General features: G+C 72.0%; 16 protein-coding genes. 11 read left to right on the forward strand and 5 right to left on the reverse strand.

Going from position 1 to position 18,298, the window contains the following annotated elements:
- Positions 1-17: 17 nt before the first annotated feature.
- From rpoZ to era, 6 genes are all read left to right on the forward strand, one after another.
- A complete protein-coding gene (gene rpoZ, locus ACK8OX_RS02590) occupies positions 18-416 on the forward strand; it encodes a DNA-directed RNA polymerase subunit omega (protein WP_430662359.1) in 399 nt (132 codons plus the stop codon).
- Between the two features lie 70 nt (positions 417-486).
- Complete coding sequence (locus ACK8OX_RS02595; RefSeq protein ID WP_430662360.1) at positions 487-2,733, forward strand: RelA/SpoT family protein; 2,247 nt, start codon at positions 487-489, stop codon at positions 2,731-2,733.
- A gap of 37 nt (positions 2,734-2,770) precedes the next feature.
- Positions 2,771-3,193 (forward strand): holo-ACP synthase, encoded by a 423-nt coding sequence (gene acpS / locus ACK8OX_RS02600; RefSeq protein WP_430662361.1) that lies wholly within the window; start codon positions 2,771-2,773, stop codon positions 3,191-3,193.
- Between the two features lie 90 nt (positions 3,194-3,283).
- Positions 3,284-4,036, forward strand: a complete 753-nt coding sequence (lepB, locus tag ACK8OX_RS02605) for a signal peptidase I (protein WP_430662362.1) — start codon at positions 3,284-3,286, stop codon at positions 4,034-4,036.
- Between the two features lie 83 nt (positions 4,037-4,119).
- Positions 4,120-4,824: a ribonuclease III gene (gene rnc / locus ACK8OX_RS02610; RefSeq protein ID WP_430662511.1), complete on the forward strand. Its 705-nt coding sequence runs from the start codon at positions 4,120-4,122 to the stop codon at positions 4,822-4,824.
- Positions 4,821-5,765: a GTPase Era gene (gene era, locus ACK8OX_RS02615; RefSeq protein WP_430662363.1), complete on the forward strand. Its 945-nt coding sequence runs from the start codon at positions 4,821-4,823 to the stop codon at positions 5,763-5,765. The genes rnc and era overlap by 4 nt, the downstream gene beginning before the upstream one ends.
- A gap of 18 nt (positions 5,766-5,783) precedes the next feature.
- Here era and ACK8OX_RS02620 read toward each other — a convergent pair whose 3' ends face one another.
- Positions 5,784-6,368: a YcbK family protein gene (locus ACK8OX_RS02620; protein ID WP_430662364.1), complete on the reverse strand. Its 585-nt coding sequence runs from the start codon at positions 6,366-6,368 to the stop codon at positions 5,784-5,786.
- Positions 6,369-6,537: 169 nt separating this feature from the next.
- Between ACK8OX_RS02620 and recO the strand changes: the two genes are divergently transcribed.
- The 3 genes from recO (at position 6,538) to ACK8OX_RS02635 (ending at position 9,912) form a co-directional block, all read left to right on the forward strand.
- Positions 6,538-7,284: a DNA repair protein RecO gene (recO, locus tag ACK8OX_RS02625; protein WP_430662365.1), complete on the forward strand. Its 747-nt coding sequence runs from the start codon at positions 6,538-6,540 to the stop codon at positions 7,282-7,284.
- 40 nt (positions 7,285-7,324) lie between these two features.
- On the forward strand, positions 7,325-9,559 hold the full coding sequence (gene parC / locus ACK8OX_RS02630; protein ID WP_430662366.1) for a DNA topoisomerase IV subunit A: 2,235 nt from the start codon (positions 7,325-7,327) through the stop codon (positions 9,557-9,559).
- Between the two features lie 140 nt (positions 9,560-9,699).
- Positions 9,700-9,912 carry a hypothetical protein gene (locus ACK8OX_RS02635; protein ID WP_430662367.1) on the forward strand — a complete coding sequence of 71 codons (213 nt, stop codon included), beginning with the start codon at positions 9,700-9,702 and terminating at the stop codon, positions 9,910-9,912.
- 29 nt (positions 9,913-9,941) lie between these two features.
- Here ACK8OX_RS02635 and ACK8OX_RS02640 read toward each other — a convergent pair whose 3' ends face one another.
- The 4 genes from ACK8OX_RS02640 to ACK8OX_RS02655 form a co-directional block, all read right to left on the reverse strand.
- Positions 9,942-10,727, reverse strand: coding sequence for an arginyltransferase (locus tag ACK8OX_RS02640; protein WP_430662368.1), 786 nt, complete (start codon positions 10,725-10,727; stop codon positions 9,942-9,944).
- Positions 10,728-10,732: 5 nt separating this feature from the next.
- Positions 10,733-13,177 (reverse strand): penicillin acylase family protein, encoded by a 2,445-nt coding sequence (locus tag ACK8OX_RS02645; RefSeq protein WP_430662369.1) that lies wholly within the window; start codon positions 13,175-13,177, stop codon positions 10,733-10,735.
- A gap of 47 nt (positions 13,178-13,224) precedes the next feature.
- The gene (locus ACK8OX_RS02650; protein WP_430662370.1) at positions 13,225-14,427 is read right to left on the reverse strand and encodes a glycosyltransferase family 2 protein; all 1,203 of its coding nucleotides are present in this window, start codon (positions 14,425-14,427) and stop codon (positions 13,225-13,227) included.
- A gap of 173 nt (positions 14,428-14,600) precedes the next feature.
- Positions 14,601-16,112: an aldehyde dehydrogenase family protein gene (locus tag ACK8OX_RS02655; protein ID WP_430662371.1), complete on the reverse strand. Its 1,512-nt coding sequence runs from the start codon at positions 16,110-16,112 to the stop codon at positions 14,601-14,603.
- Positions 16,113-16,220: 108 nt separating this feature from the next.
- Between ACK8OX_RS02655 and ACK8OX_RS02660 the strand changes: the two genes are divergently transcribed.
- Complete coding sequence (locus ACK8OX_RS02660; protein ID WP_430662372.1) at positions 16,221-17,429, forward strand: CaiB/BaiF CoA transferase family protein; 1,209 nt, start codon at positions 16,221-16,223, stop codon at positions 17,427-17,429.
- Between the two features lie 10 nt (positions 17,430-17,439).
- A complete protein-coding gene (locus tag ACK8OX_RS02665; RefSeq protein ID WP_430662373.1) occupies positions 17,440-18,279 on the forward strand; it encodes an alpha/beta fold hydrolase in 840 nt (279 codons plus the stop codon).
- Positions 18,280-18,298 lie beyond the last annotated feature (19 nt).

An 18,298-nucleotide genomic window follows, 5' to 3' on the forward strand; every position in this document is an offset into this window, starting at 1 on the left:
ACGGGATTGGAGCCGGCATGGCACGCGTCACGGTCGAGGACTGCATCCTCAAGGTGCCCAACCGCTTCGAGCTGGTGCTCTACGCGGCGCAGCGCGCCCGCAACATCAGCCGCGGCGAGGAGCTGACGGTCGAGCGCGACAACGACAAGAACCCCGTCGTGGCGCTGCGCGAGATCGCGGACGACACTGTGGAGCTGCCCGCGCTCGAGGCCGACCTCATCAAGTCCCTCCAGCGCGCCCCGGAGCCGGAGCCGGCCGAGGAGGAGGTTCTCGACCTCATCGCGACGGACGAGAACATCTTCGGCGTGATGGACGTGAACGAGGAGCCGATCGGCGACGGCGCCGGGCTCGAGGACCTTTCGGCCGACGACATCGAGGCCGCGATCGCCGCCGAACTCGGCGGCGGCAAGCGCTGATCGCCCGAAGGCGACGCGGGCCGCGGCCCGCGACGCCCTGCGCGGCCTTCCCGGCACGGGCGGGCCGGGGTTGAGCGCGCCCCTCGATCCCGCCCCGCTCCACGCGCCCGATGGCCTCGCCACCGGCGTGGGCGACGCGACAGGCCAGGACCTCGCGGCGCTCGTCGGTGCCTATGACCCGCGCGCCGACGGCGCGGCGATCGAACGGGCCTATGCCGCCGCCGCGGCCGCCCATGCCGGGCAGCTGCGCGACAACGGCGACCCCTACATCACCCACCCCGTCGCGGTGGCGCGCATCCTGGCGGAATACCGTCTGGACAGCGCCTCCATCGTCACCGCGCTGCTGCACGACGTGGCGGAGGACACGAAGGTCGGCCTTGCCGACATCGAGCGCCGCTTCGGCAAGGAAGTGGCGCGCCTGGTGGACGGCGTCACGAAGCTGACGCGCCTCGAGCTCCAGTCGGAGCGCACGAAGCAGGCGGAGAACTTCCGCAAGCTCGTCCTCGCCATGTCCGAGGACATCCGTGTCCTGCTCGTCAAGCTCGCGGACCGGCTGCACAACATGCGGACCCTGCACTTCGTCCCGCAGGAAGCCCGCCGCCGGAAGACCGCGCGGGAGACGATGGACATCTTCGCCCCCCTTGCCGAGCGCATCGGCATGGACGCGCTGAAGACCGAGCTCGAGACCCTGTCCTTCCGCGAGCTGGATCCCGACGCCTTCCAGACCATCGCCGCGCGCAGGGCGTTCCTGTACGGCCAGGGCGCCGACCTGATCGAGGAGATCAAGGACGACATCGCGCGCGTGATGCACGAGGCCGGGGTGGAGGTGCTGGAGCTGACGGGGCGGGAGAAGTCGCCCTATTCGATCTGGCTCAAGATGCACGGGAAGAAGGTGGAGTTCGAGCAGCTCTCGGACATCATGGCCTTCCGCGTGATCGTCCCGGACAAGGCCGCCTGCTACGCCGCGCTCGGCACCATCCATTCCGCCTATCGCGTGGTCCCGGGGCGGTTCAAGGACTACATCTCGACCCCGAAGCCCAACGGCTACCAGTCCATCCACACCGGCGTCACCGTGCCGGAGAAGCGCAACGCCAAGATCGAGGTGCAGATCCGCACGCGGGAGATGCACGAGGTCGCGGAATACGGCGTGGCCGCGCATTGGATCTACAAGCAGGGCGGAGAGGCGGCGAAGGACCGGCAGAAGTTCGGCTGGGTGAAGGAACTGCTGGAGATCCTGGAACAGGCTGCCGAGCCGCAGGAATTCCTGGACGCCACGAAGCTCGAGCTCCACCGCGACGAGGTGTTCTGCTTCACTCCGAAGGGCGACCTGATCGCCCTGCCGCGGGGCGCGACGCCGGTGGATTTCGCCTACCAGGTCCACAGCCAGGTGGGCGACCAGTGCGTCGGTGCGAAGATCAACGGCCAGATCAAGCCGCTGCGCACGCCGCTCGAGAACGGCGACCAGGTGGAGATCATCACCGCGCGCGCCGGCACGCCGAACCCGCAATGGGAACGCTTCGTCGTCACCGGCAAGGCGCGCGCGCGCATCCGCCGCGTCATCCACGCCGAACAGCGCAAGCAGCAGCAGGCCGAGGGCCGCGCCGCCATCGCCAAGGCCTTCCGCCAGGAAGGCGTCGAGTTTTCGGAAAAGGCGGTGGAGCCGGCGCTGAAGGCGCTGAAGCAGCCCGGCTTCGAGGAACTCTGCATCGCCGTGGCGGGCGGGGCGCTTTCGGCGCGGGACGTGGTGCATGCGGTGTATCCCGAACTTCGCGGGCCGCCGCGCGCCGCCGACCCGCTGCCGCTCGCGCGGTCGCGCCCGCGCGTGGTGCCGCCCGTGCAGGGCAAGGGCGGCGGGCGGCGCGACGTGGCGATGGGCATCTCCGGCCTCGTCGCCGGGATGCAGGTGAACTTCGCGGGCTGCTGCCACCCGCTGCCGGGGGACCGCATCGTGGGCATCGTCACCACCGGCAAGGGCGTGACGGTCCACAAGACCGACTGCGCCAACCTGTCGGGCTTCTCCGACAGCCCGGAGCGTTTCCTCGACGTGGACTGGGACTACGAGGGCGGCGCGGGCGGGGCGCATATCGGCCGGCTCGACATCGTCACCTCCTCGGAACGCGGCGCCGTGTCGGCGGTGACGGACGCGATCGCCAGCCAGGACGGCGCGATCGACAGCCTGCGCATCGTCCATCGCGGCCCCGACTTCCAGGAGATCCTGGTCGATGTGGAGGTGAAGGACCTGCGCCACCTGTCGAACATCCTCGCCGCGCTGCGCGCCGTGCAGGGCGTGGCGCAGGCCGAGCGGTCGAAGGGATGAGGGTCGCGGGCGGCCCGCCGGGGCGAAGGGGAATCGCGTGATCATCGGGCTCGGCAGCGACCTGATCGACATCCGGCGGATCGAGTCGGTCATCGCCCGGCACGGCGACCGCTTCCTCGACCGCATCTTCACCCCAGCCGAGCGCGCGAAGGCCGAACGCCGCACCGAACGCATCCGGGCCGCCACCTACGCCAAGCGTTTCGCGGCGAAGGAGGCGGCGTCCAAGGCGCTCGGCACCGGCTTCCGCGAGGGGGTGTTCTGGCGCGATCTCGGCGTGGTCAACCTCTCCTCCGGCCAGCCGACCCTGCGGATGACGGGTGGCGCGGCCGCGCGACTCACCGCGATCACGCCCCGCGGGCATGGCGCGCATGTCGCGCTGACGATGACCGACGAGTATCCCTATGCCCAGGCGATGGTCATCCTGACGGCGGTGCCGCTCCGGCTGGGCGGCATTCCTTGACAGGGCGGGCCGCGGCGCGCTCTATCCGGCCCCGCAGCGACGGACCCGGTGAGCGGGCCGGCCGATAGGATGCCCGCGAAAACCCCCCTCATGGCGAAACAGAAGACGGGCGGCTGGCTCGAATCCATCAAGACGATCGTCTATGCCGGGCTCATCGCCATCGGCATCCGCACGATCGCGTTCGAGCCCTTCAACATCCCCTCCGGCAGCATGATCCCGACGCTGCTGGTGGGCGACTACCTGTTCGTCTCGAAATTCTCCTACGGCTATTCGCGGCACTCGATGCCGTTCAGCCCGAACCTGTTCAACGGGCGCATCTTCGGCAGCCTGCCGCAGCGCGGCGACGTCGCCGTCTTCAAGCTGCCGCGGGACAACGCGACCGACTACATCAAGCGCATCATCGGCCTGCCGGGCGACCGCCTGCAGGTCCGCGCCGGCGTGCTGCACCTGAACGGCCAGCCGGTCCGGCGCGAGTTGCTCGGCCCCTACACGGTCGATGGCGACGGGCCGCGGATGGTCGTGCGCCAGTTCCGAGAGTTCCTCCCCCCGCAGCCGGGGATCGAGCCGCACGCCCACAACATCCTCGAGATCTCGGACGACCAGCCCTTCGACAACACGCCGGAATTCCTCGTGCCGGCGGGTCACGTCTTCGCCATGGGCGACAACCGCGACAACAGCCTCGACAGCCGGGCGCAGAGCCATGTCGGCTTCATCCCGGTGGAGAACCTGGTGGGCCGGGCGGAATTCATCTTCTTCTCGGTCGACGGCTCCGCCCGCTGGTGGGAGATCTGGGGATGGCCGATGGCGATCCGCTGGACCCGCCTGTTCAGCGCGGTCCGTTGAACCCCGTGCCGCGCCCCGCCGCCCCGCAGGGGGACGCGCGCGGGCAGCGCCGCAGCCGCCGCAACGCCCGCCGCGCGGACGAGATGCAGGCGGCCGCGGAGGCCGGGGATGCCGCCATCGCCGCCTTCGCCGCGACCCTGCCGCACAGCTTCGCCCGCCCGGAACTGCTGGAGGAGGCGCTGACCCACCGCTCCGCCGCCAATCCGCGTCGGCAGATGCTGGACAGCAACGAAAGGCTGGAATTCCTCGGCGACCGCGTGCTGGCGCTGCTGGTGGCCGAATGGCTGTCGGAACGCTTTCCGGACGAACGCGAAGGCGCGCTCGGCAAGCGTCTGGGCGCGCTCGTCTCGGCCGAGAGCCTGGCGCGGGTGGCGGAGGCGATGGAACTCGGCGCCGCATTGCGGGTGCCGCCGGGGGAAAAGCGCGCCGGGGTGGTGATGCGGGGCAGCGTGCTGGCCGATGCGCTGGAGGCGCTGCTCGGCGCGCTCTACCTCGATGGCGGGCTCGACCCCGCCCGGGTGCTGGTGCGCAGCCGCTTCGCGCCTCTGCTGGACGCGGCGGTGCGCCCGCCCTCCTCGGCGAAGACGCGGCTGCAGGAATGGACGCTCGGCCGCGGGCTGGGGCTGCCGGAATATGTGCTGGTCTCCTCCTCCGGCCCGTCCCACGCCCCCATCTTCGAGGTGCGCGCGATGGCGGCGGGACGGGAGGCGGACGGCGTGGGCGAGAGCAAGCGGGCGGCGGAACAGGCAGCGGCGGAACGGCTGCTCGGCCTGCTGGGGGCGTCGTGAGCGACGCGCCGGGCGGCCCGGAGCCCCCCGCCCCTGGCGCGGCGGGGGGGCCGACGCGCTGCGGCCTGGTCGCGGTGGTGGGTGCGCCCAATGCGGGCAAGTCCACGCTGGTGAATGCGCTCGCGGGCACCAAGGTCACCATCGTCTCGCCCAAGCCGCAGACCACGCGCTTCCGCATCCGCGCGGTGGTGATGCACGGCCGCAGCCAGGTCGTGCTGGTGGACACGCCCGGCATCTTCAAGCCGCGCCGGCGGCTGGACCGCGCGATGGTGGCCGCGGCCTGGGGCGGCGCGCAGGATGCCGACCTGTCGCTGTTCATCGTCGACGCCCGCGCGGGCCTGACGGACGAGGTGCGCGCCATCGCCGACCGCCTGAAGCAGGGCCGGCGGCCGGTGATGCTGCTGCTGAACAAGGCCGACCTGATCGACCCGCCCCGCCTGTTGCCGCTCGCGCAGGAGCTGAACGGGATCCTGCCGGCCGCCGAGACCTTCATGGTCAGCGCGCTCAAGGGCCGCGGGCTCGACCGCGTGCTCGACGTGCTGGCCAGGAGCGTCCCGGAAGGCCCCTTCCTGTTCCCCGAGGACGACCTTTCCGACCTGCCGCAGCGCATGCTGGCGGCCGAGATCGTGCGCGAGCAGGTGCTGCGCCAGACGCATGAGGAAGTGCCCCACCACGCCACGGTGGAGACGGAAAGCTGGCAGGAACGCAAGGACGGCAGCGCGCGGATCGACGTGACGATCTATGTCGGACGGGCCACCCAGAAGGCGATCCTGATCGGCGATGGCGGCGCCAAGGTGAAGGAGATCGGCCGCCGCGCCCGGCAGGAGCTGGAGACGCTGCTGGAACGCCGCATCCACCTGTTCCTGAACGTCAAGGAACGCTCGGGCTGGGACGAGGAAGGCGGCCGGATCCGCGCGCTCGGCCTCGACGACGTGGGCTGAGCGCGGGGGCGGCTGGTCCTACCAGCCGCCGCTGGCGCGCCAGGCGGCGGCGATGCGGCCGATGCGGTCCTCGCGCGGCGTCAGGCGCACCTCCATCACGCGGTCGTCGCTCCAGCGCCGCACCGGGCCGCTGTCCAGGTGGACGAAGCCGCGGAACGGATAGAGCCCGACCCCGCCGCGCCCGAGCCGCAGCGCCGCGTCCGAGACCGCCGCCATCCGCCCGGCCGTCACCTCGACATCGATCGCGCCGGCCCGCAGGTGCTGGCTGTCCCCCGCGCCATGGACGGCGCGGTTGATCGCCGGCGTCCGGTAGCCGGACCGCACGACCAGTTCCCCCGCAAGTCGCGCGCGCTGCGCGACTTCCCACAGGATCTCGACCGCCGCGGCGTCGAAGGGCAGGGGCTGGATGGCCGCGCTGTCCGACAGCACGGCCGAAAGCTCCGCCATGGCGGCCGGGTCGGGAGCCGCCCCATCGTGCCAGGGGCCGTCGAAGCGCGCGCCGGTATGGGCATGGCGAAGCGTGAGGCGCCGCCCCGCGCCGGCCTGCGCCGCACGGGACAGCAGGGCGGCCGACAAGCCGCCGAGCAGGATGCGTCGTTGCATGCCCCCGTCCTAGACGCATCCGGCGGTCCCGGGGGCGGTGCCTCACGCAATCGGCACCGCGTGCCATGCACGACTTGTTCAGAATCCTCCCCCGGCGCGAGGGCTGGCGCGGCGGCACAACCTCCACGCTCGGCTGGACGTCGCGGCGCCGATATGGAAGGGCTTGCGGATGGAATGGCAGGCCCCCGCCGTCGTGCTCGATGCGCGGCCGCACGGCGAATCCGGTGCGCTGGTGACGCTGCTGACCGAAGCGCATGGACGCCATGCCGGCCTGGCCAAGGGCGGCGCGTCCCGCGCCCAGGCACCGGTCTGGCAGCCGGGCAACCTGGTGGAGGCGCGCTGGGTCGCGCGGCTGGCCGAGCAGCTTGGCGCCGTCTCGGCCGAGATGGTGCATCCCGCGGCGGCGCTGGCCATGGAGGACCCGCTGGCGCTGGCGGTGCTGCGCGCCGCGACCGCCGTGGCCGATGCCGCCCTGCCGGAGCGCGAGCCGCATCCGCGCCTGTTCCACGGGCTGGTCGGCATCGTCGCCCGCCTGGCCGACAGCGCCGCCGCCGCCCTGCCGGAGCTGGTGCGGTGGGAGGCGGAGCTGCTGGCCGATCTCGGCTACGGGCTCGACCTCACGCGCTGCGCGGTGACGGGCACGGCGGAGGACCTCGCCTTCGTCTCGCCCCGCAGCGGGCGGGCGGTGTCCGCCGGCGCGGCGGGGGAATGGCGGGACCGGCTGCTGCCGCTGCCGACCTTCCTGCTGGGGCAGGGCCCCTCGGAGCCGGCGGACTGGCTGGCCGGCCTGCGGCTGACCGGGCATTTCCTGGCCCGGGACGTCTTCGGCAGCACCCATCGCGGCATGCCCCAGCCGCGGGAGGCGCTGGTGGACCGGGTGGCGGCGCTGGTGGCGCCGCCGGCCGAGATGGGGTAGACCGGCCGGCGAGAACGAACCGCGAATACCGGGACCCCCGATGCCGGACGACATCAAGCAACTGCCCGAAGGCGGCGCCTCGCGCGAGACGAAGCTCGCCGATGCGCTGTCGGAACGCTACCTGGCCTATGCGCTGTCCACCATCGTCAGCCGGTCCCTGCCGGATGTCCGCGACGGGCTGAAGCCGGTGCATCGCCGCCTGCTCTACGCCATGCACCAGCTGAAGCTGGACCCGGCGGCGGGCTTCAAGAAATGCGCCCGCATCGTCGGCGACGTGATGGGCAAGTACCACCCGCATGGCGACAGCTCGATCTACGAGGCGCTGGTCCGCCAGGCGCAGGACTTCGCCGCGCGCTACCCGCTGGTCGAAGGCCAGGGCAATTTCGGCAACATCGACGGCGATAACGCCGCCGCCATGCGCTACACCGAGGCCCGCCTGACCGAGGTCGCGCAGGCCCTGCTGGAGGGCATCGAGGAGAACGCGGTCGACTTCCGCGCCACCTATGACGGCGAGGAGAAGGAGCCGCTGGTCCTGCCGGCCGCCTTCCCGAACCTGCTGGCGAACGGCGCGGCGGGCATCGCGGTGGGCATGGCGACCTCCATCCCGCCGCACAATGCGGGCGAACTCTGCGGAGCGGCGCTGGTGCTGATCCGCAACCCGGATGCCACCACGGACGACCTGCTGCAGCATGTGAAGGGACCGGACTTCCCGACCGGCGGCCTGCTGGTGGAAGGCGCCGAGAGCATCCGGGAAGCCTATGCCACCGGCCGCGGCGGCTTCCGCCTCCGCGCGAAGTGGCATGTCGAGCCGCTGAAGGGCGGCACCTGGCAGGTGGTGGTCACGGAAATCCCCTACCAGGTTCAGAAATCCCGCCTCATCGAGCAGATCGCGCAGCTGATGGAGGAGAAGAAGCTGCCGCTGCTGGGCGACGTGCGGGACGAGAGCACGGATGTGGTGCGGCTGGTGCTGGAGCCGAAGACGCGCCTGGTCGATGCGAAGCTGATGATGGAGATGCTGTTCCGCACCTCCGCGCTCGAGACCCGCTTCCCGCTGAACATGAACGTGCTGGACGCCGACCGCACGCCCCGCGTCATGGGGCTGAAGGAGGTGCTGCGCGCCTGGCTCGACCACCGCCATGTCGTGCTGGTGCGGCGGTCGGAGCACCGGCTGGCGGCGATCGCGCGGCGGCTCGAGATCCTCGACGGCTACCTCCTCGTCTACCTCAACCTCGACGAGGTCATCCGCATCGTGCGCGAGGAGGACAAGCCGAAGGAGGCGCTGATGGCCACCTTCACGCTGACCGAGGTGCAGGCGAACGCCATCCTCGACATGCGGCTGCGTGCGCTGCGCCGGCTGGAGGAGATGGAGATCCGCAAGGAGCACCGGAAGCTCAGCACCGAGCAGAAGGGGCTGCAGGCGCTTCTGAAGTCAGAGGCGAAGCGGTGGGAGGCGATCGGGCGGGAGCTGGAGGCGACGCGCGAGAAGTTCGGCGAGGCGACCGCGCTCGGCAGGCGCCGCACCGAGGTGGGCGGCGTCCTGCCGGCCATCGCGGTGGACGAGAACGCCTTCGTCGAGAAGGAGCCGATCACCGTCATCCTGTCGGAGAAGGGCTGGATCCGCGCCCAGAAGGGCCACCTGCCCGAGGATGCGGAGCTGCGCTTCAAGGAAGGGGATGCGCTGCATGGCTGGGTGCATGCGCAGACCACCGACCGCATCGTGCTGTTCGCGACCTCGGGCCGGTCCTACACGCTGAAGGCGGACGCCATCCCCCGCGGCCGCGGCGACGGGCAGCCGGTGCGGCTGATCGTGGAGATGACGAACGAGGACGCGGTGGTCGCGATGTTCGTCCATGCCGACGGCGCGAAGTGGCTCGTCGCCTCGACCGACGGCAAGGGCTTCGTCGTGAAGGGCGAGGAGATGCTGGCGGAGAAGCGGACCGGCAAGCAGGTGCTGGTGCCGGAGGCCGGGAAGGAAGCCTGCATCTGCACGCCGGTCGAGGGTGATTCGGTGGCGGTCACCGCGAATGACCGCCTGCTGGTCTTCCCGCTCGACCAGATCCCGGAGATGACGCGCGGCCGCGGCGTGCAGCTGATCGCGCTGAAGGACGGCGAGCTGAAGGACGCGAAGGTGTTCGCCCGGAAGGAAGGGCTGGCCTGGCGCTACGGCAGCGGCGTTCGGGTGGAGACGGACCTCGCCACCTGGCGCGGCAGCCGGGCGGGGGCGGGCAAGATGCCGCCCACGGGCTTCCCGCGGAACCGCCGCTTCGGGGTGTAGCGCCCCTTCCGCTTGCGCCGGGCGCGCGGGCGTGGTTGGGTTCATGGGCACGGCGGCGCGTCACGTCCGCCGGCCCCGCCGCCCCGAGGAAGGCCGCTGCCAGCAACCTTCCGCCCGTCCGGGCGGAGCAGGAGGTTCCCATGTGGCTGCGCCGCCCTATCCTAGACCTCCTCGATGCGCTCGCCGCCGCGGCGCCCGATGCCGCCCAGGGCCTGACCCGCACGCGGGAGGAGATGGTGGCCCTGCTCGTCGCCTTGTTCCGACCGGTCGTCGCCGCCTCCGAAGCCTCCCTGCGTGACGAGGTGGCGCGCAGCCTCGATGCCGTGCTCGCGGAGCGCGGCGCGGCGGCGTGACGCGGGTGGGCTGACGGAGGCGGGTCGGCTCAGCCGGTGACGCTGATCTTGTCCTGCCCGTCCGTCTCGGCCATCGCCTCGGCCCCGGCGCCGTCCTCGGGCAGCACCCGCCAGATGCCGCCCGACAGCGTCTCGCTCGGCCGGAAGCGGGACTTGTAGGACATCTTCTGGCTCTGCGGCACCCAGTAGCCAAGGTAGACATAGGGCAGCGACAGGCTGCGTGCGCGCGACACCAGCCACAGGATCGCATAGGTGCCGAGGCTGCGCTTCGCCTCCTCCGGCTCAAAGAAGGAATAGACGGCCGACAGCCCGTCCGACAGCCAGTCGGTCAGGCAGGCGCCGACCAGCTTTCCGCGCTCGTCCCGGAATTCCACCATCCCGGTGGTGATGGGCGTGTCCTCCACCATGGCGCGGTAGTCGTAGAAGCCCATCGCCGCCATGTCGCCGTCGCCGTGGCGGGCGCCCTGGTATCGTTGGAACAGCGCGAACTGCTCCGCGCTGGCACGCGCCGGCATCTCGACCGCGGAGAGGTCGGCATTGGCGCGCATGATCTTCCGCTGCGTCCGGTCGGGCTGGAAGGCGCCGGCGACGATGCGGATGGGGATGCAGGCGCGGCAGCCCGGGCAGACGGGCGAATAGGCGATGTTGTGGCTGCGCCGGAACCCCGCGCGCGACAGGCGGTCATGCAGGGGTTCGGCATCGGTGCCCGACAATTCGGTCACGATCTTCCGCTCCGTCCTCCCGGCCAGGTAGGGGCAGGGCAGGGGGGCGGTGGTGTAGAAGAACTGCGGGCGGCGTGCGGCGCGGTGGAGCATGGTCCTCAGCCGCCAGTGTCGGCGTTGTGCCGCAGCGAATCAACCTTGGGCCGGGAACGGGGTGCGTCGGTCGACAGGGGGCGGGGGGACAAGCAGGCATCTCCGCTGGCGCAGGGGAGGAGGCGGATGCGGCCGCCCTCGCGCTCCGGCTGCCGCCCAAGTCGCACAACGTCGCCGTCCCGCCAGCGTTGCAGCAGCCCGCCCCAATGGTCCGACAGCGGGTGGCCGGACTGGCCGGTGGCGATCATCACCAGCGCGCCATCCGGGTCCGCCAGGTCGAAGACGCCGCGGAAGCCGGCCCCGTGCAGGTGCGCGAAGGGCGTGTCCCCGGCGCCGCGGAAGCCCCCGCGGGAGATCGTCTCCCCATCGCCGCCGGTCGGCACCTCCAGCCGGGCAAGGTCGCGCAGCACGGGGACGAAGCGCAGCACCGGGTGGTCGAAGCGGGCGACGTGGACCGCGCCCCAGCGCCAGGACGCCGGGTCCCCGCCATGGGCCGCGCGCAGTTCCGCCACCGCGGCGTCGAGCGCGCGGGCGAGCAGGGCGCCGCAGCCGCCCGCGCCGCAGAAGGCGGCGCCGCGGCCATCGGGGTGCAGGATCCGGCGCAGCGCCTCCGGCCCGATCTCGGCTTCCTCCGGCAGGGCGGCCTCGGCCAGGGCCAGGCGGCGGAAGGCGGCCATCCAGGCGTGGAAGACCAGCGGCTGCGGCGCATCGGCCCGCATGTCGCCATCCCACCCCCGCAGCAGGGCCAGGGCGGGCGCGGCGGCGGCACCCGGCTGGACGGCCCGCAGGGTCGGCAGCACCTCCCGCGCGAGGAGCGAGACGGTGTCGGCCTGCATCGCCACGAAGCCGGCGGCGTCGTGCCGCGGCCGCGCCGCGACCAGCTCCGCGATGCGCCGCAGCCGCCAGTCGCCCGGCCAGTCGCGGCCGAGGAACACCGGGTGGTCCGCCGGCGCGGGGCGGCTGTTCGCCGTGGCCAGCACGCCGCCCGCCGGGTCCTCGACATGCGGCATCGCGTCGAAGGGCACGAAGCCCGTCCAGTCCCCCGCCCCGTCCCAGCCCCGCGCCGGCAGGCTGCCGTCGCCCGAGGCCCGGACCGGGGTGCGGCCGACGAGATACATCCCGATCCGGCCATCCGCGTCGGCGACCACCAGGTTCTGCGCCGGGCTCGACAGCCGCGCGGCGGCGGCCCGTGCCTCGGCCAGCGACCGGGCGCGGTTCAGCGCCAGCAGCGCGTCGGCCGAGCTGTCGGCCGGCGCCAGGTTCGCCATGGCGACGGCCAGCACGGTGTCTCCGCCCGGCGCGGCATCGAGGTCCGAGATGACGGGGCCGTGCCGCGTTTCCCGCACGCGCAGCACCTCCTCGGTGCCGCCGCGGATGCGGATGCGTTCCTCCCGCACGGCGAAGGGACGGGGGCCGTCCGGGGTCTCGTAGGCATCCGGGCCGGCCAGGCGCTCGACGAAGACGTCCTGCGTGTCGGAATGGGTGGTGGTGAAGCCCCAGGCCAGCCGCTCGTTGCGGCCGATCAGCATCACCGGCACCCCCGGCGCGGTGGCGCCGGCGCGGAAGCGCCCGTCCGGCAGCTCGATGCGGGCGAGGTACCACAGGACCGGCGCCTGGAAGCCGAGATGCGGGTCGGAGGCGAGGATCGGCGCGCCGGAGGCGGAGCGCGCGGGCGCCACCACCCAGGCATTCGACGCGGTGGCGGGCAGCGGCGCATCGACGCCGAAGGCGGGCACCGCACCCAGCAGGCGGGCGAGATGTGTGGGCTCCGAGGTCGGTGCGGCCGCGCGCAGGTCCGGCCGGCCAGGGCTGTCGTCGGCCGGGTACAGCACCTCGAACCGCCCGGGCGGCAGCGCCGCGGCAAGGCGCGACCGTTCCAGGTCGCGCCGCCAGTTGCCGGACAGCCAGAGGCCCATGACCTTGGCCCAGAGCAGGGAGTGTTCGGGCTTCCAGGGCTCCGGCTCGCCGAACACCATGAATTCCGGCCCGGCCAGCCGCCCGCGCGCGGCAAGCAGGGCGTTCACCCCCTCCGCATAGGCCTCCAGCAGGTCCCGCGCCTCGGGCGGAAGCGCGGCCAGGTCCGCCTCGGCCCGCTGCGCCAGGCCGAGGGTGCGGGAGAAGCGGTCGAGCCGCAGCGCCTGGGGACCCAGGATCTCCGCCAGCCGGCCCTGGGCGCCGCGGCGCATGGTTTCCATCTGGAACATGCGATCCCGCGCATGCATCCAGCCCAGCGCCACCGCCGCGTCGCGTTCGGAGGCTGCGGCGATGCGCGGGATGCCGTCCGCGTCGAGCACGATCTCGACCGGCGCCGAAAGGGTGGGCAGCGCGAGTTCCTCCCGCGCGTCGGGCACGCTGGAATAGACCAGCGCCGCAGCGAGGGCGGAGGCGAGGACGGACAGCACCAGGGCCAGGACCAGCAGCCGGCCTAGCAGGCGGGGGAGGACGCGCATCGGCGGGAGATGGACCCGCCGCGCGGGAAAGGGAAGCCGAGCCCGGCTCAGCGGCTGCGCATCATCCCCAGCACGGCGACGAAGAAGGCGCCGAAGGCGAGCTGGAGCCCGAGCAGCATGGCGGTGACCGAGGCGATCGCGAGACGCATCGCCCCGGTCCCCGGAAGCGGCCCGAACCGCTCCGCCCCCCAGATCGCCACGGTGCCGGCGCCGAGCCCGAGGCCCAGCAGCACCAACGCCCCGGCTGCCAGCAGTGCCCGTTCCAGCCCGAAGCGGGCCAGAACCAGCTCCAGCGCGGGGGAGGCGGGAACCACCCCCTGCTGAGCGCCATGCAGGCGGGCGAAGGTCCAGAACTGCACCGCCTGGAAGCCCATCACCACCGCGCCCGCGGCATAGAGCAGGGTGTGGACGTCGAATGTCACCCCCGCGACGCGCGCCGGCCCTGGCAGCAGCAGCGCCATCGCCGCCAGCCCGGCCAGGAACAGCAGCGCGCCGGGATAGAGGAACAGCCAGCGCGGGCAGAAGACCAGCAGGAAGCGCAGGTGCCGCCAGCCATCCCGCCAGGAGCGCAGATGCGGCGGGCGGGACCGCCCGTCCTTCGACAGCGTCGTGGGAACCTCCGCGATCCGCAGCCCCTGCACGGTGGCCTTCACCACCATCTCGGATGCGAATTCCATCCCCGGCGCGCGCAGGTCGAGCCCGAGCACCGCCGCACGGTCGAAGCCGCGCAGCCCGCAGTGGAAATCGCCGACGGGGCTGCCGAAGAACACCCGCCCGACGGTCGACAGCACCGGATTGCCCAGGTAGCGGTGCAGCGGCGGCATGGCGCCGGGCCGGATGCCGCCCCGGAAGCGGTTGCCCATCACCAGTTGCCACCCTTCCCGCAGCTTCGCGACGAAGGGGTCGAGCGCGGCGAAGTCGTAGCTGTCGTCGCTGTCGCCCATGATGACGAAGCGGCCGCGCGCGGCGTCGATGCCGGCGATCAGCGCGGCGCCGTAGCCGCGCTCCGCCACCGGCACTACGCGTGCGCCGAGCCGCTCCGCGATGGCCTGGCTGCCGTCGGTGCTGCCGTTGTCGGCGACCAGCACCTCGCCCTCGATCCCGCTGCGGGCCAGGTAGTCCATCGCCTTGCGGACGCAGGCTCCAAGCGTCTCCGCCTCGTCGAGGCAGGGCATCAGGATGGTCAGCTCGACGGGGGCGAGGCTTGCCGCCGCCCCTCGTTCCCGCACCGCGACCCGATCGACCCGCATGCACCCCCCCTTTTGCCGGCCGCATCCGCCGCGGCACGGCACCGGCGCGGCAGAGATGGGGGGCCGCGCCAGGGTAGAAAGAGGCGCGATTTCCGGCAATTCGCGCGCGCATCGCCTGGGCGCGCGGCTGGCGCGGCGGGGGCGGAACCCGGCCCCTCGCCGCGAGCCGGCCGTCAGGCCATGTTCACCATGATGGTCTTCTTGTGCGTGAAGTGCTCCAGCATCGCCTCGAGCGAGGCTTCCTTGCCGAGGCCGCTGCTCTTCACGCCGCCGTAGGACAGGTTGGCCTGCACGACGAGGTTCTGGTTGATCTGCACCAGCCCCGCCTCCAGCCGGTGCGCCAGGTCGAGGCCCACCTTCAGGTTGTTGGTCCAGAGGCTGGCGGCCAGCCCGTACTCGCTGTCATTCGCCTCAGCCAGCACGGCCTCGGGGTCGTCGAAGGGCTGGATGACGGTGACGGGGCCGAAGATCTCCTCGCGCACCAGGCGGCTTTCGCCGGTCAGGCCGGTGAAGATCACGGGCTGGATGAACAGGCCCTTCCGCAGCGCCGGGTCCTTCGGCATGGCACTGCACACATGCGCGGTGGCGCCCGGGGTGCGGGTGCCTTCCTCGATGTAGGACCTCACCTTGTCGAACTGGCCGTCGCTGATGATGGTGCCGATGTCGGTCGCCTCGTCCAGCGGGTCGCCCATCACCATCCCGTCCACCGCCGTCTTCATGGCGGTGACGAAGCGGTCGAAGATCGGGCGCTCGACATAGATGCGCGACGCGGCGGTGCAGGACTGCCCCTGCCGGGTGAAGCGCATCGAGGTGAGCGCGCCGCTGACGGTCTTGTCGAAGTCGCAGTCGGCGAAGACGATCATCGGCGACTTGCCGCCGAGTTCCAGCGTCACCGGGATCAGCTTCTCGGCCGCGGCCTTGTAGACGATCTTCCCCGTCTCGACCGAGCCGGTGAAGGTCACCTTCCGCACCTTGGGGTGGGAGACGAGCGGCGCGCCGCATTCCGGGCCGAAGCCCGATACCATGTTGAAGACGCCGGGCGGCAGGACGCGGTTCAGGATCTCGCAGATGCGCAGCACGGCAAGCGGCGCCTCCTCGGCCGACTTCACCACCACCGTGTTGCCCGCCACCAGCGCCGGCGCGACCTTCAGCGCCATCAGCAGCATGGGCACGTTCCACGGGATGATGGCGCCGACGACGCCGAGCGGCTCGCGCACCGTCACCGACAGGACGTTGGGGGCGAAGGGGACGGATTCGCCCTTCAGCTCGCTGCCGAGGCCGCCGAAGAACTCGAACACGTCGGCGACGACGTTCGCCTCGACGCGCGACTCGGTGCGCAGCGCCTTGCCGGTCTCGAGCGCGATGAGGCGGCCGAGTTCCTCGACATGCGCCTTCAGCGCGGTCGCGCAGGCATGGACCAGGGCGCCGCGCTTGCGGGCCGGGACCTTGGCCCAGGCCTTCTGCGCCTCGGCGGCGGAGGCGACGGCAGCATCCACGTCGGACGCATCACCTTCCGCGGCGCGGCCGATCTCGGCGCCCGTTGCGGGATTGATGACGGGGAAGGTCCTGCCGGAACGTGCGGGGACGTAGCGGCCGCCGATGAAGTGGACGCCGGACAGGGCCTTGGCGAGGGCGAAGCAATCCGTGGTGGGTGCCTCGGGCGTGGGGTGGGGACGGTCGAGCATGGGTTTCCTCCCGCGGGATCGGGGCCTTATAAGCGGCCGCGACAATGCGTTGACCAGCCCCCCTGGGCAATGGTGGGGCGGTGACCGATGGGAGAGGGCTGGAAAGCGATGGAGAAGGCGCCGAGTGGCCCGCTGCGGGGCTTGCGGGTCCTCGACCTGACACGGGTCCTGGCGGGGCCGACCTGCACCCAGATGCTCGGCGACCTGGGTGCCGAGGTCATCAAGATCGAGCGTCCGGAATCCGGCGACGACACACGCGGCTTCGCGCCGCCCTTCTGGCTGAACACCAAGGAAAGCGCCTATTTCCTCGGGGTCAACAGGAACAAGAAGTCGCTCACCCTCGACATCGCGCAGGAGGACGGGCAGGCCATCATCCACCGCCTGCTCGAGACCTGCGACATCCTGGTCGAGAACTTCAAGGTCGGTGCGCTGTCCAAATACGGGCTCGGCTACGAACAGCTGAAGCCGAGGTATTCGGGGCTGATCTACTGCTCGATCACCGGCTTCGGGCAGACCGGCCCCTATGCGCCCCGCCCGGGCTATGACGCGCTGATCCAGGGCATGGGCGGCGTGATGAGCCTGACCGGGGAGCCCGACGGCCTGCCGCAGAAGGTGGGCGTGCCGGTGGCGGACCTGTTCGCCGGGCTCTATGGCTGCATCGGCATCCTCGCCGCGCTGCGCCACCGCGAACGCACCGGGCAGGGCCAGCAGATCGACATCGGCATGCTCGACACCTCGGTCGCATGGCTCGCGAACCAGGGGATGAACTACCTGGCCACGGGGGAGAACCCGCCGCGGCTCGGCAACCAGCACCCGAACATCGCGCCCTACCAGGTCTTCCCGACTAAGGACGGTCACATGGTGCTGTCCGTCGGCAACGACCCGACCTGGGAGCGTTTCTGCCGGTCCTTCGGCTGCGAACACCTGCTGGAGGACCCGCGCTTCGCCACCAATGCCGAACGCGTGGCGAACCGGCAGCTGGTCACCGACACGCTGACGCCGGTGATGCAGTCCCGCACCACCGCCGAATGGGTGGCGGCGCTGGAGGAGCGTAAGATCGGCTGCGGCCCGATCAACAAGCTGTCCGACGTCTTCGCGGACCCGCATGTGCAGGCGCGCAACTGCGTGGTCCACCTGCCGCACGCCTCGGGCGAGGACATCAAGGTGATCGCCAACCCGGTGCGGCTGTCGGCCACCCCGCCCGACTACCGCATCCCCCCGCCGACGCTCGGCGAGCATTCGGAGGAGGTGCTGTCCGGCCTTCTCGGGCTGAGCGAGGCCGAGGTAGCGGCGCTGCGCGAGAAGGGCGTTGTCTGACCCTGCCGGGATGCGGCGGGGGCATCTGCGCTACCTCCTCGGCGGCGGCTTCCACGGCCTGGCCTGGACCGAATGGGGCCCGACCGGGGGTGCGCCCGTCATCTGCGTCCATGGGCTGACCCGCAACGGGCGGGACTTCGATGCGCTGGCCGCGGCGCTGGCGGCGCGCGGGCGGCGGGTGTTCTGCCCGGACCTGCCGGGGCGCGGCGGGTCGGACTGGCTGGCGCCGCCGGCGCTGTACTCGCCGCCCTCCTATGTCATCGCGCTGGCGCATCTGCTGGCGCGCATCGACGGGCCGGTGGACTGGGTGGGCACCTCGCTCGGCGGCATCTGCGGGATGATGGTGGCGGCGGGGCAGGGGCAGCCGATCCGGCGGCTGGTGCTGAACGACATCGGCAGCCGCATCCCGACCGCCGCGCTGGGCCGCATCGCGGCCTATGTCCGCACGCAATTCGCCTTCGACGACCTGCCCGCGTTGGAAGCCCATCTGCGCCAGGTTCACGCCCCTTTCGGCCGCCTGACCGACGCCCAGTGGCGCCACCTGGCCGAGACCGGCGCCCGCACGCTGCCGGACGGCAGGCTCGCGCCGCATTACGACCCCGCGATCGCCGACCCCTTCGAGAATTCCGCCACCGGCGAAGTGGACCTTTCCGCCGTCTGGTCGCGCGTCGCCGTGCCCACGCTGCTGCTGCGCGGCGCGGACAGCGACGTGCTGGAGGCCGAGGTCGCGGCCGAGATGGCGATGCGCCCGGCGGTGCGGCTGGTGACGCTGCCCGGCATCGGCCACGCGCCGGCGCTGATGGACCCGGCCCAGATCACGCTGGTGGAGGGCTTCCTCTCCGCCGCTTGACGCGGCGCCCGGCGGGTCC

The organism is Falsiroseomonas sp. CW058 (genome assembly GCF_050563535.1).
Classification (GTDB): Bacteria; Pseudomonadota; Alphaproteobacteria; order Acetobacterales; family Acetobacteraceae; genus Falsiroseomonas.

Bases quoted from the DNA above. Each gene is read 5' to 3' on its own strand.
- rpoZ (WP_430662359.1), top strand. From the start codon at position 18: ATGGCACGCGTCACGGTCGAGGACTGCATCCTCAAGGTGCCCAACCGC.
- ACK8OX_RS02650 (WP_430662370.1), bottom strand. From the start codon at position 14,427: ATGCGGGTCGATCGGGTCGCGGTGCGGGAACGAGGGGCGGCGGCAAGC.
- lepB (WP_430662362.1), top strand. From the start codon at position 3,284: ATGGCGAAACAGAAGACGGGCGGCTGGCTCGAATCCATCAAGACGATC.
- recO (WP_430662365.1), top strand. From the start codon at position 6,538: ATGGAATGGCAGGCCCCCGCCGTCGTGCTCGATGCGCGGCCGCACGGC.
- ACK8OX_RS02645 (WP_430662369.1), bottom strand. From the start codon at position 13,177: ATGCGCGTCCTCCCCCGCCTGCTAGGCCGGCTGCTGGTCCTGGCCCTG.
- ACK8OX_RS02655 (WP_430662371.1), bottom strand. From the start codon at position 16,112: ATGCTCGACCGTCCCCACCCCACGCCCGAGGCACCCACCACGGATTGC.
- rnc (WP_430662511.1), top strand. From the start codon at position 4,120: ATGCAGGCGGCCGCGGAGGCCGGGGATGCCGCCATCGCCGCCTTCGCC.
- ACK8OX_RS02640 (WP_430662368.1), bottom strand. From the start codon at position 10,727: ATGCTCCACCGCGCCGCACGCCGCCCGCAGTTCTTCTACACCACCGCC.
- ACK8OX_RS02665 (WP_430662373.1), top strand. From the start codon at position 17,440: ATGCGGCGGGGGCATCTGCGCTACCTCCTCGGCGGCGGCTTCCACGGC.
- ACK8OX_RS02620 (WP_430662364.1), bottom strand. From the start codon at position 6,368: ATGCAACGACGCATCCTGCTCGGCGGCTTGTCGGCCGCCCTGCTGTCC.
- parC (WP_430662366.1), top strand. From the start codon at position 7,325: ATGCCGGACGACATCAAGCAACTGCCCGAAGGCGGCGCCTCGCGCGAG.
- ACK8OX_RS02635 (WP_430662367.1), top strand. From the start codon at position 9,700: ATGTGGCTGCGCCGCCCTATCCTAGACCTCCTCGATGCGCTCGCCGCC.
- ACK8OX_RS02660 (WP_430662372.1), top strand. From the start codon at position 16,221: ATGGAGAAGGCGCCGAGTGGCCCGCTGCGGGGCTTGCGGGTCCTCGAC.